Genomic DNA, 17,149 nt, shown 5'->3' on the forward strand with positions numbered 1-17,149 from the left:
GGGTTTTATTTTAAAATTGGATAATTATATACACTGACAATAGCTAAAACGAGCATTTTTTTGGGAAATGAAAACGTTTAGGACACTATTGATTAAAAATATGTTTAGTGATCTGTTTAAAGCGAATGCTTACGATTTTAAAGAAATCATTCATGCTCATTTGTATGAAGATCTCAGCCTTCAAGATCTAGCATTTTTTACGGGATTGAGTTTATCAACTTTTAAAAGGAAATTTAAATCTGTTTTTGATACAAGCCCAACACAATACATTAAATCAAAAAGATTGGAAAAGGCTGTCAGTTTATTACAAACAACAGATCAAAGAATATCTGATATCGCTTATGATTGTGGTTTTAATGATATTGGATATTTTTCAAAACTCTTTAAATCCACTTATCAATTATCACCTACAGACTATAAAAAGACATTGGTCTAATTTTCCAAAACTTTGAACTTTTTGTCAAAATAATCCATAGATAGATCGGTAATCTTTGTAATGTAAACAAAAACAAAAAAATACTTTTAAACATTACCTACTATGAAAGCTACGATCTATTTAACTTTTTGGTTTGCTCTTTTATCTATTTCTGTATTTGGACAAAAGAAAACGCAATATGTAAAAGTGCAAAGAACAATAAAGGCTCCTGCGGCAGCTGTATGGAAAGTTGTGGGCGAAGAATTTGGAGATATTCAAAAATCTCATCCTTCTATTGTAAGTTCAAATTATACCAATAATTCTACCCATGGATGTGAAGGAGCAGAAAGAGTTTGTAATCTGACTTTAGATGGTTCTAAGTATGTAAAAGAAAAACAAGTCGATTATAATCCTGAAAAACTTTCTTTTAAAGTGCAAGTAATAAGTACAGGAGGACTACCTCTAGTACCAGAATATTCTTATGCTACCTATAGAGTTGAGCCTATTGATGAAGCTACTTCTCGATTAGTTTTTGAGTTTAATTATAGAACAAAACCTGCATTTATGGGTGGTTTAGCCAAAGGAAGATTTAGAAAACAATTAAGTGACTATATGTTGGCAGTTGATCATTATGTTACGACTGGTGAAGAGATCAACGCTGAAAATTTCAAGACAATAAAAAAGCAATACGAAACAAAATAAGCCATATAATATGAGTTTTATAAGTTATGATCATTTCAAACTAAATGGCAAGCCTGTATTTGAAAAAGCATGTTTTAAAGCCCCATTAAAGGCAGATGCAACAATGCGAGATGAAGCCTGTTTTATCCATGTATTACACGGAAAAGCAATGTTGTATGCCCCAAATGAACATTATTCTTTCTCATCATCGGATAGTTTTTTGATGAAATGTGGAAACTATGTAAATCATTGGGTAGAAGAACAAGATAGTAGACCATATGAGGCTATATTTATACATTTTTACCCTGATACTTTAAAATATGTATATGATGAAGGGCTACCAGATATGCTAAAATATCCAAGAAATGCTTCTCAAAATGTTGAGAAAGTACCTTTGGATGATATGATCTCAACTTATATTGACAGCTTATTATTTTATTTTAATAATCCTTCAATGGTCAATGAAGAAATCATTAAGCTAAAAATTAAAGAACTTGTATTGTTACTTTCAAATGTACAAGAAGGAAATAATGTAAAAGCCTTATTAAGTTCTCTTTTCCAACCAGAAGAATCTAACTTTAAAAAGGTCATTCATAATCATTTATATGAAGATTTATCGATCGAAGATATTGCTATTTTAACAGGAATGAGTCTTTCCACTTTTAAACGAAAATTTAAACAGACCTTTGAATTAAGCCCTAAACAATACATTAATAAAAAGCGCATCGAAAAGGCATCGTATCTTTTGATTCAAACAAAAATGAGAATCTCTGATATATGTTATGATTGTGGGTTTAATGATGTTGGATACTTCTCAAAAGTATTCACTGCACAATACGGATTTTCTCCTACCGCTTTTAGAAAAAAAGAAATTGCATAATGAAAAGAGTAATATTTGAAAATTAGTACACAATGATTAGTTAGTTTAATTGGGTTAAAATCCTAGTATATTTATAGAGTATACACATTTAATAATGAGAGTAAAGCTTCTATTTCGTAAATAGAAGTTTTTTTTATGCAAAAAAAAAATCCCTCAACGTAGCGTGTTAAGGGATTCAATATTTTATTAGAAAATAGTATAGATGTATATACAATAGGAACTTAACATGACTAACCCTTCCCAACGATTCAGGTCTCTACCCCAAATCATCAATGGAATCGTTAATAATGTGATTCCTAACATCCAAACCATATCATAATTATGCATGATTTCACTAACATTAATAGGAATGACCATACTGGTAATACCTAAAATGGATAAAACATTAAAAATATTTGACCCCATTAGATTTCCCAATGCTAGATCTGTTTCTTTCTTAAAAGCAGCGACTGCAGATGTAACCAATTCAGGTAAACTTGTTCCGATAGCTAGGACTAAAATTCCCACGATTCTTTCATCCAGACCTAATTGATCCAGACAAATTGATTTTGCACCATCAATAAACCATTCCGCCCCAAACTTCAAAGCAATTATACCAGTTACTAAGAAAGCAATATCCTTTGTCCAAAGAGAGATAGGCTTTTTGTTTTTCTCACTTTCATCCAATTGAAATTCTTCATTTGTTGTTTTTTGAAGTTCAATATCAGACTTAGTTCTTTTGAAAAGAATCGACAAATAAATAAGTAGTAGTAGGAAGAAGGTTGCACCTTCAAACTTTGAAATAACTCCATCAAAAGTAACCAAGAATAAAAGTAATGATGCCCCCATAGCAACAGGCCAATCAAATTTCAGGGTAGTATCACTTACTTTTATTGGATAAATAATTGCAGTAATTCCTAATACCATGCCTAGATTACAAATATTTGAACCTACGACATTCCCTATCGCTAAGTCAGCATTTCCAGATAAAGCAGAATGTAAACTAATAAAAAGTTCAGGTGCAGAAGTACCAAAAGCGACTATTGTCAATCCTACGATAATAGCAGGTATTTTTAATCTTAAAGCAATATTTGTAGCTCCGTTTACTAAAAATTCACCTCCACCTATAAGGACAATAAGCCCACCAATAAGTTCTAAGATGTTAATAATTAGTTTGTTTTCCATAGTATAAGATTAGTAGAGAAGGTAGATATATAAATCTGTCATATAATAATAACGCATTAGATTTATATATCTACTGAAAAAATGATCTTTTTTATAAAGATATAATTATTTGAAGGGAACAGAGAGGTTACAGCTTTTCACCAAAACATAAATCTCCTGCATCACCTAAACCTGGAATAATGTATGACTTCGCATTTAACTCTGGGTCAACAGCAGCCATCCAAAGTGTCGCAGGTACTTTGATATTATCTTGAATGTACTTTACACCTTCCTCACTTGCAATTGCTGCCATAATGTGAACATGCTTAGGTGTGCCATTTTTTAATAATCCTTCTAAAGCTAATAAAAGAGATTTTCCTGTTGCTAACATTGGATCAGCAAGTATCACTACTTTACCGTCTAAATTACCAGAGGCTACATACTCCATATTGATTTCTACATCATTTCCTGGAGAATTAGAACGATAAGAAGCTACAAAACCACTATCCGCATGATCAAATACGTTTAAAACACCTTGATACATAGGTAAACCGGCTCTTAAAATTGTAGTTACTACTAATTGATCAGCAATAGTTCTTGATGGAGAGACACCAAGTGGAGTTTGAACATCCACATCTTTATATTCTAAGGTTTTACTAATTTCGTAGCTCAGTAGTTCACCCAACCTTTCTAGATTTCTTCTAAACCTTGCTCTATCAGTTTGAATAGAAGGATCTCTTAATTCATTAATATAGTTTGAAGCAACATTAGCTTCTTTGTTCAACACAAAAAGGTTAGACATTTTTATCTGATTTTTAAATGAGAATTAAACAAATGTATAATTAATAAAAAGCAAAAATGATTTGCTCAATTAAATAACATATAGTTATATTAGTTTACCACTCCAAAAAAGTGATATCTCTAATATATCAGAAATCTATAAATCTTTATATTGAAATCGTAAATTTTTAGGTGAATACCTTTTAATAAAGCTGATTTTTAGTAAGAATTCTTATAAAATAAAAAAAGCAAACATCATCTGATATTTGCCTTTTCCAACCAATTCAATTATTTAAACTTTATCTTTACGCTTAACCTATTTAAAGGTATTACGATTAAATCAATTTTGACTATGAAAAAGCCAATTTAGGACCTTTTGTTTTAACTTGTTGATTTTCAATTTTTTAAATATATATGTTAAAAATTAAACCTGTCCACTTTTGAACGAATTCATAATATAGTGTACGGAATACGTTCAATTTTGTTACTCTAAAAGACCAGAATTTTTTTCTTTCGCTACATTTAAAGCATTATTCAAGTCATAATTACCATCTGTAACGATAGTTTCAACGTTTTCAAGACGATTTTTTAGTTGTAAATTTTCATTTCTCAACTGTTTAATTTCATCCATTATTAATTTAGTGTCCGAATTTTTTCTCCTTCTATGTTTTGAAAGAATGGCAACAATAGGTATTGCGGTACCAAAAATGATTGCAGTGATAGGAATGAGTATTGGATCCATTTTTTTATTTTAATATTAATTTGAACTAGTCTATTTCTAAAGTACTTGCTCCAGAAAGTAATTTTTGAATTCCTGAGTTTTTATCTGGACTTGGTAAATAACTATTGAGTAATGTACCATCTTTTGCGATGATATAGTAAGAAGTAATGTTAGACTCATCAAAATGATTGGAGAGAAAACAAGATTTACAATTTTTACTCATGGAGGGTAAATAAAAGAATTCGCCTTTTAATCCTCTGTCTTCAGCAAATGCTGTCCATCGCTCAGGTAGATCACCTACAATATACATAAAAACTACATCTTTTGAAGAGAAAAGACGTTGTAATTCCTTGATTTTATGGGCCGCATTATTAAAATCCAAATCCCATGAAGAAGTAATCATTACCAAAACAACTTTCCCTCTATAATCTACTTTTTTAGCATGTCCATAATCGTACTTTTTAAGATAGAAGTCAACGCTATCTTTAGATTGAGCATGACTTTCAACACTTAGAAAACTCAATATACAGAACAAAAAAAGTAGAATATTTTTAATCATTATACATGTAGCTTGATATGAATAACCAATATAACATCTAATCAGTAATGATAAAATTGTATCCTTTAAAAGTTAACCTAGTCTTCTGATGAGGTAGCTCTACATGAATCCAAATGGTTTGTTATTAGACTTTTTAGTGCTTGAACTTGTCTTTTGAGGAGTTTCATTCATGTAGTCCAAACCAGATGGAGGAATCGCTAATTCGATATCCAATTCATTCGCAATCTTTATTATACTTCTAATGATTTCATGTCTAAAATGCAATTCATCTGTCCAAGTTGGAGCTTCAAAAAAGATATAGAAAAGTATATCGTAGGAGTACAATCCGATGTTATTTAAGTTGATAACAAAGAAATCTTTTCTTGTATGAGGATGTCTTCTTACAATATCTTTAAGACGTTCTACAAACTCATCTAGTTGCTCTGGTTTTGTTTCATATTTGACCCTGATAGTGGTTTTGTAACGACGATAAACTCTCATTCCCATGTTGTCAATAGTAAAATCAGCCATTCTACTATTTGGAATTGAAACAAGAGAATTCTCAAAGGTTCTTATTCTAGTAGAACGTAAGCCAATTTGTTCTACAGAACCACTAACACCATCAGTTTTAACCCAATCACCAATTACAAAAGGCCTATCCATAAAGATCATAATAGAACCGAAAATATTTTTAATGGTATCTTGAGCGGCTAAGGCGACGGCTACACCACCAATAGAAATACCCGTAAGTAACCCAGAGATTTCATAACCCATAGCACTTACCATAAAGACAACTCCAATCAATATGAGTACTAATTTGGCACTCATTCCAAAAAATGGCGCAAAACCTCTTTGAATCTGATCTTCTTTTTCGTTGGCTTTTCTTAACCATATTGCGACCCAAACATCTATCATATTGTAGAATAATCTAACAAACTGATAAACATTGTAAACCTTTAAGAAAATGATGACATACTGTAGTTCTTGTATTGAAAGTTCAAGACTAGGCGCCATTAAACGATAATAATACAAGATAATGATCATCATCACAGACTTAAAAATATTGCGAATGTGATGACTTTCGTAATCTGTTTTAGGAAGCCAAGATATAAACCAAAGTAAAACATTGGAAAGTAACATAACCAATACCCAGGCACCGATTAACATGACAGTCATACTTGTAATCTGCCATAACTCTAATCCAATAACTTCTTTTCTTGCAAAATTACCTAGTGGTTTTCTTAAAATACTTCCTACAGTTTCCAAGCCTTCTGTTCCGATAGGAAATACAGTTCTATGTTTATTTTCAATTAGTAATATACTAGACTCTGAAAACATCCATTTTCCATTATAATTTTCCAGGTAAAAATCAGAAAGTTGTTTATCTAAAACATAGATTTCTTTATTGTGCCTTAATGTATCTTGGAAATTTTTATCTTCTGGAATATCATCTATTTCGATCCATAAGCCTAACCCATCATAAATTTGCTTTAGCTTAATGGCTAAAGTTATTTTCTCTTCTAAGGATAAATCAATACTACCAAGAACTTTAGCGGCTATTTCAGGATGGTAATTTTCATCTTGTTGAAAACCAAAGAAAGTAGTGACAGAAGCCCTAGGGTTATTTAAGTCTGCTTTTAAATCAGGATTTGTAGGAATTATTGGATTCTCTTGACTTTTTGGTGGTGTCTTTTTGACAACAGGTTTTTTAACAATAACTTCTTTTCCAGTGGAATCTTTCAGTGTTGTCTCTACGGAATCGATCACTTCTTCTTCCACAGGAATTGGAGGTCGAGTAGCCGCAGGATAATATCTTCTGAATACAATATTGATTTCCCTTACAGACTTTGGAGAATAGACCCAATTGGATCCTTCTTTGATCAAATAAATCTCAGGAATATCCTCAAAAATAGTATAAATAGGATCATCATCTTCGTTACGATAATTTCTTCTATTTGAAATATCATCTAGGTCTAATCCACCATGTTTGTCATAAATTTGCTTTAACTTTATAGCAAGCCCAATCTTTTGTGCAGTTGAAAAGTCATCACCACCAAGAGTTTTTGCCGCGACTTCAGGATTATACATTCCTGTAGAAGGACTTAAAAAACCAATATGGGAAACCATGGTACGATATGGTGAACGCGTACTAAATTTTAAATTAGTAAACTGCGCTTGTGAAGTATTAGCAATAAGGAGAAATAAAATCCCCAATAGTATAAAAAAACGGTTAGACTTTTTTAATAACATAAATATGCAAAATGCCCCTCTAGTTACTATTATCTGTTTGAGTTATAATCATGCTTCTTATGTAGAAAAAGCAATCGAATCAATCCTTCAACAAAGTTACAGTAATATCGAGACGATTATCGTTGATGATGCAAGTACTGATGATTCGGTTAATAAAATTAACGCATCTCTACAAAAATACAATTTTAAGGCAAAATTCATTGCATTATCAAAAAACATAGGGAATTGTAAAGCATTTAATTTAGCATTAAAAGAAGCAAAAGGAGAATATATTCTAGATTTAGCCGCAGATGATATCATTTTAAAAGATAGAATAAAAGACGATGTAGAGTGTTTAGAACAGAAAGATGCTTCTTATGGAGCAGTTTTTTCAGATGTAGCACAAATCAATCCTCAAGGAAAACTAATCAAACCCTCGTATTACCAAAGAGATCAGAAAGGAATACTTCAAGAGGAAGTTATTCAAGGTGATGTTTATCTAAGAATTCTGAAAAATCCTCCCTTATTTAGTGCTCCGGGATTGACCTACAAAGCATCGACAATCAAAGAATTAGGAGGGTATGATGAAAGACTTGCCTATGAAGATTTTGATGTTTGGGTAAGAATGTCGAGATCCTATAAGTTTGCTTTCGTTGATAAAGTCAATACACACAAACGTATTTTACCAAAATCTCATTCTCAAAGTTTTATGAAAACGACGAATAATCATCTTTTAAAATCAACTTTGATTATTGGTATGAAGGCACAAGTTCTAAATAAATCTAAAGAAGAAAATGAGGCATTAGCCTTATCTATGGGATATCATCAGCGTCTTGCATTTTTTACAGAAAACTTTTATGTTTCTAGAGCTTTCTATATGTTACTAAAGGAGTTAGTAAAACCTAAATTAAAAGATAGACTATTTTATTGGTTGGCTCATAATGAAATAAAAGTCAATAAATGGTATAAGAAATTTAGATAATAGGAGATTGAAAAAGTGAAAAAGTATTTGTTTTTAGTATGTAATAGAATTAAGAATGATATTTCTTATTATTTTTGCCGTATGAAAATCAAACAAATAAACTTCCTTTTCGCCATTTTATCGTTTTTAGTATTTGGTTGTACGGGTTCAAATTCTGAAGATTTGACAAATCAAGGAAAAATAAAACTTTCTCAAAATAAATATAAAGAAGCTATATCGTTATTTGATGCTGCTTTGAAAGCAGATGCTAATAATATGGATGCTTATAATGCAAGAGGATATGCTCATTTTGCATTGCAAGAAAACAGCTTAGCAAATGATGATTTTACATTGGCCATTGAGTTGTATGAAGAAACAGAAAAAGACGTTCCTAGGGCTTACATGTACTATTACAATAGAGGTAATGTTCGTAGAGCCTTGAGAGATCATGAAGGAGCATTAAATGACTATACACATGCGATTCAATTGGATTCAACAATTTATGATATCTACTTGAATAGAGCTTTTGTTAATGCTGAAGTAGTAGGAATTACAGCTGCATTAGAGGATTTTGATAAAGCTGAAAAATTATCTAACGGTAAGGATAAAAGAGTACTTTTTCATAAAGGAAAAACATTGATGCTTACTGAAAATTTTGATGCTGCTATTGAAAGCTTAGATAAAGCGATTGCTTTAGATAAAGAATATGGTGAAGCTTATTACTATAAAGCTTTAGCATTAAGTGGTATAAAAGGTAAAGCCGATGATCAAGTTTGTAAAAACTTATCCATGGCAGAGGTTTTAGGATATACACCTGCAACTGCCGCCTTGAAACAATACTGCGAATAAACTTAACTTATGAATAATACACCTGAACTAAAAATTTTTGCTCTCGAAGATAATCCTGTTTTCTCTAAAATGTTACATTACATCTTATCGATGCAAGATGGACATGAAGTGAAGATGTTTGTCAATGGTAGAGACCTTATCAATGCTTTGGATGAGACTCCTTCTGTCATTACAGTGGATTATTCTTTACCAGACATGACAGGAGAGGAGGTTATCCAAAGAATAAAATCTAAGTTACCAAATGTACCTGTTATTGTCATCTCAGGACAAAATGACGTTCAGACAGCTGTAAGTTTATTTAAATTAGGGGTATATGACTATATCACTAAAGAAGAAGATATTCGTGAGCGATTACTAAACGCTTTAAACCGTATAAAAGCCCAGCATTCACTAGAAGAAGAAGTTCAGACTTTACGCCAAGAGTTATCCAACAAATATGAATTTGATAATTCTATCATTGGAAATAGTACACTAATGAAAAAGGTGTTTCAGATGTTGCACAAAACAAAAAATAACAACATCACGGTATCTATTACTGGAGAAACTGGTACTGGTAAGGAAGTCATCGCAAAAGCAATTCATTATAATTCTAATCGAAAAAATAAACCTTTTGTTGCGGTTAATATCGCTGCGATTCCAACTTCATTATTAGAAAGTGAATTGTTTGGACATGAAAAAGGGGCTTTTACTGGTGCAATAGCCAAACGATTAGGAAAGTTTGAAGAAGCCAATGGTGGAACAATTTTCTTGGATGAAATTGGAGAAATGGATATCAATCTCCAAGCAAAATTACTAAGGGTAATTCAAGAACGTGAAGTAACAAGAATTGGAGGTAATAGTGTCATCAAACTTGATGTTCGTATTATCACTGCAACTCACAGAGACTTAACGTTAAGAATGCGTGAAAATCTTTTTAGAGAAGATTTATATTATCGTTTACTAGGGTTACCTATTCATTTACCACCTTTAAGAGAGCGTGAAAACGATGTCTTACTGATTGCAAAGTTTTTAGTAGATCAATTCACAAAATCCAATGAACTTCCAGCTTTATCTTTTTCGAAAGAAGCAAAAGAGAAATTAATAAAATATCATTTTCCTGGTAACATTAGAGAATTAAAAGCAATCATCGAGCTAGCTGCAGTAATGTGTGAAGATGATGTGATTAATGAAACTGATATTCAATTCACAAATTCTAAGGATGTTAACTCGTTATTAACGAAAGATTTAACATTAAAAGAGTATACTTTTGAAATAATTAGAAGTTTTATGGAGAGATATCATGATAATGTTGCGACAGTTGCAAAAAAATTGGATATTGGAAAGGTGACAATTTATCGCTACCTAAAAGAGATGGATGTTCACAACTAAATCCCAACTTATAATTATACAATTAGTGTGTTTTAAATCATGGAAAAAACTAGGGTTGATTTAACTTACCTTTCTAATTTTTCGGGAGGTGACCAAGCACTAATAGCTGAAATGATGGAACGCTTTGTAGTTGATGCTCCAGAACAACTTGATGTGATCAATAAGAGTATCAAAAAGCAAGATTGGAAGTCTACTTACAAGAACTTACACAACTTTAAATCTTCTGTCAATTTCATTGCCATTCAAGGAATAAAAGACTTGGTATTGGAAATGGAAAAAATGGCAAAAGAAGAAAAAGATCTTGACCAAATTACTGTTAAGGAGGATTTTCTTAACAATGAATGTCTGCTATTAGTTGAAGAAATCAAAAAAGAATTAGCAAAGTAGAATGAAATGACCTTTTAGTTGACCTCTTTTTGAGGTCGACTCAAAAGGTTTCTTTTTTTCTAATAAATCTTATTGATTTTCATTTTCTTAACGTCTTTTCATTACATTTGCGACGAAAATTAAATATTAAATTATTTAAACAACGACTTTATTATCTTGTTGATTAGTGGTTAGTTTTTCACCTTAAAGCCCAGCGTTCGCTGCCAAAATAACTGCTAGGAGAGATCATAAAGGGGAAGGTCTCGTCTGTTTCAATTCACTTTGTTAAAACACAAAAGAAAATGCAATTGAAAAGACAGTGGAAAACGTACAATCCATTAATTTCTACAATCTTAAAACTTGGGTGGCCTGTAATTCTCGCTCAAGTAGGGCAAATCTCTGTAGGTCTTGTTGACAATATGATTATTGGTCAATTAGGTCGTACACCTTTAGCCGCAGCATCCTTTACAAATACGATATTTAATATTGTATTACTTTTTGGAATGGGATTCACATTTATTCTTACACCAAAAATCGGTGAAGCAATTGGTTTAGGTGATCACAAAAAAGCGACTTCAGCTTTCAAAAATAGTTTAACAGCCAATGGTATTCTATCTTTAGTATTACTATTAATTTTATCAGGCTTATATCTTGGAATGCCTTATATGGGACAGCCAGAGGCTATTATTCCTTCAAGTCAGGCATACCTTGTTATACTGATTATCTCTTTGATTCCACAAATGATCTTCTTGACATTTAAACAACTTTTTGAGGGAATTGGAGATACTAAGATTGGTATGAAGATTACATTATTAGGTAATATAGTAAATGTAATTGGAGACTTTATATTTGTTTTTGGTCTGATTGGCGCTCCGAAATTAGGATTAATTGGAGCAGGTATAGGTACTCTTCTCGCGCGTTTATTTATGGCAGGGGGAGCAATTTATATTTTTAAGAACAATAAAAATTATAAACTTTTCTCAGAGCTTTATCAAGAGGTGAAGGTGACTTTCGTTGAAGTGAAATTATTCTTCACGAATGGTATTCCAATGGCTTTTCAGATGCTAATGGAAAGTGCTGCTTTCTCTATCTCTACTATTATGATGGGATGGATTTCTGAAGTAGGTTTAGCTGCACACCAAATCGGAATTAGTTTAAGTACTTTAGGATATATGGTTTACCAAGGTATTGGTTCTGCAACTGGGATTTTAGTGAGCCAAAATTATGGTAAAAGAGATTTTAAAGAAGTCAAAAGAGTCACTTTTGCATCTTTAGGAATTGTGATTTTGATGTCTTTTGGGACAGTACTGTTTTTCCTAACAGGAAGATCTTGGATGCCTTATTTATTCACACAAGATGAAGAAGTAATTCAGTTTGCACAACTGTTTATTATATGGTTAGCTTCCTATCAAACAGTGGATGCAATTGAGATTGTTTATGCAGGAGCCTTGAGAGGATTGCATGACTTTAAAGTACCAATGTGGTTAATTTTCTCTTCTTACTTTGTGATTTCAATTCCCTTCTCTTACATGTGTGCGTTCCATTGGGGACAAGCTGAACAAGGTATTTGGATGGGCTTTCCATTAGGACTTAGTATTATTTGTTTATTCTTTGTACAAAGATTTAAAAGTAGACTTCGAAAAGTAGAAGAACAACATATTCCTTTCGAAAGAAAAATATCATAAATAAAAATGCCCATTTCCAAGCGAGGAAATGGGCATTTTTTATACGTTATAAGGTAATATTTCAGTGACTTCATTTTCGTCAATCATCTTACCTTGAAAGGCTTTGATCTTATTTTGATAAGAAATGATCGTTAAAACAACATCTCTTTCTTCATTAATATAATTCCACCTTCTTAGCTTTTGTGCTGTTTCCGAAGGTTGAGGAATATTCATTCTAAATTCTGTCCCATGGTCTTGTAATTCTTTGTAAAAACGATGACCATTGAGATAAAGAATATTAGCAGGACTTTGATGAATTCTTATCTTTTTTTCTAGTTCGGGATCAATCTGGAAAATATTGACCGTTTTTTCCCAAACTACTTTTTTATAGAAATTCTCATTATAATAACGAAGTACTTTTTCTTCCAAATCATGACGACAAATGAAGATTCTTTCCGATTTCTCAGCATCTAATTGATACTCTTCTGTAACCTGCCAAGTTTTTCCTTCTAAATCAAAAAGAAAACCTTCTTTTAAATGTTCCAATGTAGGCATTGTTGGATCAAATTCTGGTAAATCTAATGCTTTGGGAACAATCAATGATTTTGCATAGCCGTAATTGCTTTTTTTAGCGAAACCGTATTTTTTTGAGATTTCTCTAAAAACTTCATGTGCTAATCTACGGTTGAATCTTCTTACTTCTCCAGGAATGGTGAAAAGCATAATAAACCACCAAACCATAAGTCCACCACCTGTGATCCAGAACAGAAATTGTTGCAACCATTTGCCGACATATCCTAATGAAAAAGGAATAGGAGACAAAAGGTGTGCAAGGTACATTAAGAGTGCTGATTTAGAATAATTGCTCATCCGTTGCTCAAATTCATATTGAGCAGCTTCAGGCATTTCTTTGAGTTCGACTGCTAATTGGAAGGGAAGGAATCGAACATACTCATTTGATAAAATTAATTTTGACATCTAGTATAATAATTATGATAGTAAGTTTTTCATTGATAAAAAGTTTAATTCACAACAATGAACCAACTTTCTAAAAAGAAAATATAAGTTAATAGTATTTTTATTAAGACGGAAGAGAGTGGCTTCAAGTTGCATGTTATTACTGAAAATTAAATAATAATTTAATCGGGATAATCATCACCGAGCATTATTCGAGCTTTACACTGAATGACATCTTGAACAGAACGCCTTTCAATCTTACCTTCTAACCATGAAATGATATCAAAATACATAAATGGATGCTTTTCGAATTGATCTGTTTCTAATGGTTTTAAAAGATCTCGAAGTTCGATAAAGGCATTGGTTAACTCATGATCGTTCATGTTTCTAGATAATTTTTTTAAGAATTTCATAATATAAATCTGAAATTTAAAAAGATTATCTTTTCTCAACATGAAGCGATACGTTGACTTTACATAATAATCCACAAGATCTGTATTTCCCATTTCATAATGACAAATTAGATTGACAATCCTAGCATAAACGTGAACATCCTCTCGAACATCCATTTCTAGAGCATCTGAGTTGATAATACGATTAAGCCATTTTGTGGATAATCTAAAGTTACTGTCTCCAAAATATAAACAAGCAATTTTGTAATATAAAATCAAACGGGAGTGCTTGTTTAGTTTTTCAATGAAGAATTCAATATTGTTCAATAAAAGCGTGACTCTTTGTACACCAACGGTAAAATCTCCCAACATAAAGAGACGGTTGAACTCATGGATATACGAGTACTTCAGCAACTTCATTTTAATGTTTTCACTCAGCTCAATCTTGTCATTCGATCTGATTTTTCGGAAGAGTGATTTCGTTTGAACAAAGTCTTTGTATAGATTCAATTTGTATTGACCAATCAATAGGTTATTGATCGTTCGAATATAAATATCTAATCGAGATGGAATAAGGTTTGGATCATCATGGAAAATTTGAAGACATTTTCGAGCATAATCATGTCCTTTCTGAACGTCGTGAGTAAAATAATAAAAACCAACATAAAGCTCATATAATGATAATTTCTCATTGATCGAAAATTTATCTTCATCAATACTTAAAATGTCATTACTCACTAAGTCATTCGCCTTTTTCAGATCTTTCTCACTTTTTACATAACCTACTTTCAAATAGAAAGCATTAAGTTTTGCTGCAATATTTGAGAATTTATTGATTTGATTAATCTTATCATTTGTATCCTGAACTTCTTGAATAAGTTTATTTACTCTTCTTTGATTATGTTTATCTAAAGTGTGGGACAATAAACTTTTTTCCCATCGTAAAATCTCAAGCAATAATTCCAAGTGATCACTTTTCTGTGCTTTCTTTTTACTTTTACGAAGTATATCTGCACATTGATCATATAAACCTCTGTTATAGAGGAGTTCGGCGTGATCAATCATTTCACGAATTTCGGCATCTTCCATTTTTGTCAAATGAAACTGACGTAAAGCCTGTAAAATTCTTTTGTAGAGATGGGCTTTTAAATTCGAAAACTGAATAGGTTTTAGCTCTGGAGTTGAAGCTAATAGCTGTTCTTCATCAAATACATCTTGTTTATCGATAAGATCAAAAAGCAGCATGAATTTTTTCGAAGAACTGTTTTTCGATTCATTAGAAATGAGTTTGAAATAACGCTTCTCACTTCTCGACATTGACTTAATTAACTGATATAAATGATTCGATCTTTCTTTAGGCATCGTATTTATTATTCTCTTTAATAACCTTATTCATTGCCAAATTTACATTCTATTCCCAATATAATTCAATTAAACATCGTAAAATGTATTTTTTTTTGTTTTTGATGCTTTTGTTCAGCCTTTACATTAGCAAAACAATACCAATAAAAATTGTTTTTTAAATAGATTATAACAGACACCTTCAAAAAGTGTTTTAAGCCTATGAACGATAAAGTATTTATTTTCGACACAACGTTGCGAGACGGAGAACAGGTACCAGGGTGCCGTTTGAATACAGAGGAGAAGTTAGTGATTGCGCGTGCTCTCGAAAATCTGGGCGTTGACATAATAGAAGCGGGTTTCCCAATTTCAAGCCCTGGTGACTTTGAGGCAGTAAATAGAATTGCTTCTGAAATTAGAAACACGACAGTCTGTGGTCTAACTAGAGCGGTAAAAAAAGACATTGAGGTTGCTGCTGAAGCTTTAAAGCCAGCTGCAAGACCAAGAATTCATACAGGTATCGGAACATCCGACCAACATATTTTTACAAAGTTAAGATTAGATAGAGATCAAGTAATTGAGAGAGGAGTAGAGGCAGTAAAATATGCCAAAACTTTTGTAGAAGATGTAGAATTTTACGCAGAAGATGCGGGAAGAACTGATAATGTATATTTAGCTCGAGTCATTGAGGCTGTTATTGCAGCCGGGGCCACAGTAGTGAATATCCCAGATACAACTGGATATTGCATCCCAGAAGAATACGGAGCTAAAATCAAGTTCTTAAAAGAGAACGTAAAAAATATTGATAAAGCAACCATTTCTACACATTGTCATAATGATTTAGGTATGGCAACAGCAAACTCGCTGGCAGGTGTAAGCAATGGTGCTAGACAAATTGAATGTACTATCAACGGTATCGGTGAACGTGCTGGTAATACATCAATGGAAGAAGTAGTAATGGCGATGCGTAAGCATAACATGTTAGATTATGATACAGCCATTCATACACAAAAAATATATGAGATTAGTCGTTTAGTTTCAAATACAATGAATATGCCTGTTCAACCAAACAAGGCTATCGTTGGGGACAACGCATTCTCTCATTCTTCAGGAATTCACCAAGATGGTGTGATCAAAAGTAGAGATAACTACGAAATCATCGATCCATCAGAAGTAGGTGTTTCTGAATCATCTATTGTATTGACTGCAAGAAGTGGTAGAGCGGCATTGTTCTATCGTTTACAGAAGTTGGGGCATACATTAGATCATGATGCTTTAGAAGTAGCTTACCAAGCTTTCTTGAAAAAAGCAGATACAGTGCAAACTGTAGAAGATGAGCATTTAGAAGAACTTCTTCATGTGCTTAAAGTTGCTTAGGCAACCTTAAAAAGAATTTATGTTTATATGTGTTTATATATGGTTAAAAACCATTTATGGTTAGTATGTGGTAAGTGCGGCTTCCGATTGGAGGCCGTTCTTTTTTTGTCTTAACTTTTTGATTTTTTAAAGAGGACTTTAATAGTCCAGAATGACAGCAGAAAAGCTGTCTTTTTTATTTTAGTTATTTTTTTTTCAACTTTTTTTACAATAAAATCATAAAAAATGTCAGTTTGTAATGAAGTGTAATTTAGTCTCTTTTCATTAAAATGTACATTTAATTAAAAAATCAATAAAATTTATCATTCTGATATTTAGATGTTTAATGAATTGATAAAAACTGCGCTTTGACAGGTAGCTATATGGTGTAAAAAATCATAAAAAGGTGTGCATATCCCATATTAAGCCTTTTCAAAACCCTTTACATTTGTACTATACAAAAACAAAAAAAGTATTTCATTTCATACAGATAGATTAAAATAGTATA

16 protein-coding genes are annotated in these 17,149 nt (G+C 31.9%); 9 read left to right on the forward strand and 7 right to left on the reverse strand.

Features of this window, described 5'->3' with window-relative positions:
• Window positions 1-67 precede the first annotated feature (67 nt).
• The 3 genes from ACXAHM_RS09695 (at window position 68) to ACXAHM_RS09705 (ending at window position 1,976) form a co-directional block, all read left to right on the forward strand.
• Window positions 68-436 (forward strand): helix-turn-helix domain-containing protein, encoded by a 369-nt coding sequence (locus ACXAHM_RS09695; RefSeq protein ID WP_474960235.1) that lies wholly within the window; start codon window positions 68-70, stop codon window positions 434-436.
• Between the two features lie 102 nt (window positions 437-538).
• The gene (locus ACXAHM_RS09700; RefSeq protein WP_474960236.1) at window positions 539-1,117 is read left to right on the forward strand and encodes an SRPBCC family protein; all 579 of its coding nucleotides are present in this window, start codon (window positions 539-541) and stop codon (window positions 1,115-1,117) included.
• 10 nt (window positions 1,118-1,127) lie between these two features.
• Window positions 1,128-1,976, forward strand: coding sequence for a helix-turn-helix domain-containing protein (locus tag ACXAHM_RS09705; RefSeq protein ID WP_474960237.1), 849 nt, complete (start codon window positions 1,128-1,130; stop codon window positions 1,974-1,976).
• Window positions 1,977-2,162: 186 nt separating this feature from the next.
• Here the strand turns inward: ACXAHM_RS09705 and ACXAHM_RS09710 are convergent, their stop codons facing one another.
• The 5 genes from ACXAHM_RS09710 to ACXAHM_RS09730 all read right to left on the reverse strand — a co-directional run bounded on the left by ACXAHM_RS09710 (window position 2,163) and on the right by ACXAHM_RS09730 (window position 7,285).
• Complete coding sequence (locus ACXAHM_RS09710; protein ID WP_474960238.1) at window positions 2,163-3,140, reverse strand: calcium/sodium antiporter; 978 nt, start codon at window positions 3,138-3,140, stop codon at window positions 2,163-2,165.
• Window positions 3,141-3,267: 127 nt separating this feature from the next.
• Complete coding sequence (gene upp, locus ACXAHM_RS09715; protein ID WP_474960239.1) at window positions 3,268-3,921, reverse strand: uracil phosphoribosyltransferase; 654 nt, start codon at window positions 3,919-3,921, stop codon at window positions 3,268-3,270.
• A gap of 462 nt (window positions 3,922-4,383) precedes the next feature.
• Complete coding sequence (locus ACXAHM_RS09720) at window positions 4,384-4,641, reverse strand: hypothetical protein (protein ID WP_474960240.1); 258 nt, start codon at window positions 4,639-4,641, stop codon at window positions 4,384-4,386.
• Window positions 4,642-4,666: 25 nt separating this feature from the next.
• On the reverse strand, window positions 4,667-5,179 hold the full coding sequence (locus ACXAHM_RS09725) for a peroxiredoxin family protein (protein ID WP_474960241.1): 513 nt from the start codon (window positions 5,177-5,179) through the stop codon (window positions 4,667-4,669).
• A gap of 99 nt (window positions 5,180-5,278) precedes the next feature.
• Window positions 5,279-7,285: a mechanosensitive ion channel family protein gene (locus ACXAHM_RS09730; RefSeq protein WP_474960242.1), complete on the reverse strand. Its 2,007-nt coding sequence runs from the start codon at window positions 7,283-7,285 to the stop codon at window positions 5,279-5,281.
• Window positions 7,286-7,412: 127 nt separating this feature from the next.
• Between ACXAHM_RS09730 and ACXAHM_RS09735 the strand changes: the two genes are divergently transcribed.
• The 5 genes from ACXAHM_RS09735 to ACXAHM_RS09755 all read left to right on the forward strand — a co-directional run bounded on the left by ACXAHM_RS09735 (window position 7,413) and on the right by ACXAHM_RS09755 (window position 12,616).
• Window positions 7,413-8,369: a glycosyltransferase family 2 protein gene (locus tag ACXAHM_RS09735; protein WP_474960243.1), complete on the forward strand. Its 957-nt coding sequence runs from the start codon at window positions 7,413-7,415 to the stop codon at window positions 8,367-8,369.
• 81 nt (window positions 8,370-8,450) lie between these two features.
• Window positions 8,451-9,197: a tetratricopeptide repeat protein gene (locus ACXAHM_RS09740; protein ID WP_474960244.1), complete on the forward strand. Its 747-nt coding sequence runs from the start codon at window positions 8,451-8,453 to the stop codon at window positions 9,195-9,197.
• 9 nt (window positions 9,198-9,206) lie between these two features.
• Window positions 9,207-10,565, forward strand: coding sequence for a sigma-54-dependent transcriptional regulator (locus ACXAHM_RS09745; protein ID WP_474960245.1), 1,359 nt, complete (start codon window positions 9,207-9,209; stop codon window positions 10,563-10,565).
• A gap of 39 nt (window positions 10,566-10,604) precedes the next feature.
• The gene (locus tag ACXAHM_RS09750; RefSeq protein ID WP_474960246.1) at window positions 10,605-10,952 is read left to right on the forward strand and encodes an Hpt domain-containing protein; all 348 of its coding nucleotides are present in this window, start codon (window positions 10,605-10,607) and stop codon (window positions 10,950-10,952) included.
• 281 nt (window positions 10,953-11,233) lie between these two features.
• Window positions 11,234-12,616 carry an MATE family efflux transporter gene (locus tag ACXAHM_RS09755; protein WP_474960247.1) on the forward strand — a complete coding sequence of 461 codons (1,383 nt, stop codon included), beginning with the start codon at window positions 11,234-11,236 and terminating at the stop codon, window positions 12,614-12,616.
• A gap of 39 nt (window positions 12,617-12,655) precedes the next feature.
• Here the strand turns inward: ACXAHM_RS09755 and ACXAHM_RS09760 are convergent, their stop codons facing one another.
• Window positions 12,656-13,573, reverse strand: coding sequence for a TM2 domain-containing protein (locus tag ACXAHM_RS09760; protein WP_474960248.1), 918 nt, complete (start codon window positions 13,571-13,573; stop codon window positions 12,656-12,658).
• A gap of 161 nt (window positions 13,574-13,734) precedes the next feature.
• A complete protein-coding gene (locus ACXAHM_RS09765) occupies window positions 13,735-15,306 on the reverse strand; it encodes a hypothetical protein (protein ID WP_474960249.1) in 1,572 nt (523 codons plus the stop codon).
• Between the two features lie 201 nt (window positions 15,307-15,507).
• On the opposite strand from ACXAHM_RS09765, the gene ACXAHM_RS09770 reads away from it, so the two are divergent.
• Complete coding sequence (locus ACXAHM_RS09770) at window positions 15,508-16,662, forward strand: 2-isopropylmalate synthase (RefSeq protein ID WP_474960250.1); 1,155 nt, start codon at window positions 15,508-15,510, stop codon at window positions 16,660-16,662.
• Window positions 16,663-17,149: the final 487 nt, after the last annotated feature.

The organism is Flammeovirga sp. AWQ4_249, from assembly GCF_056161045.1.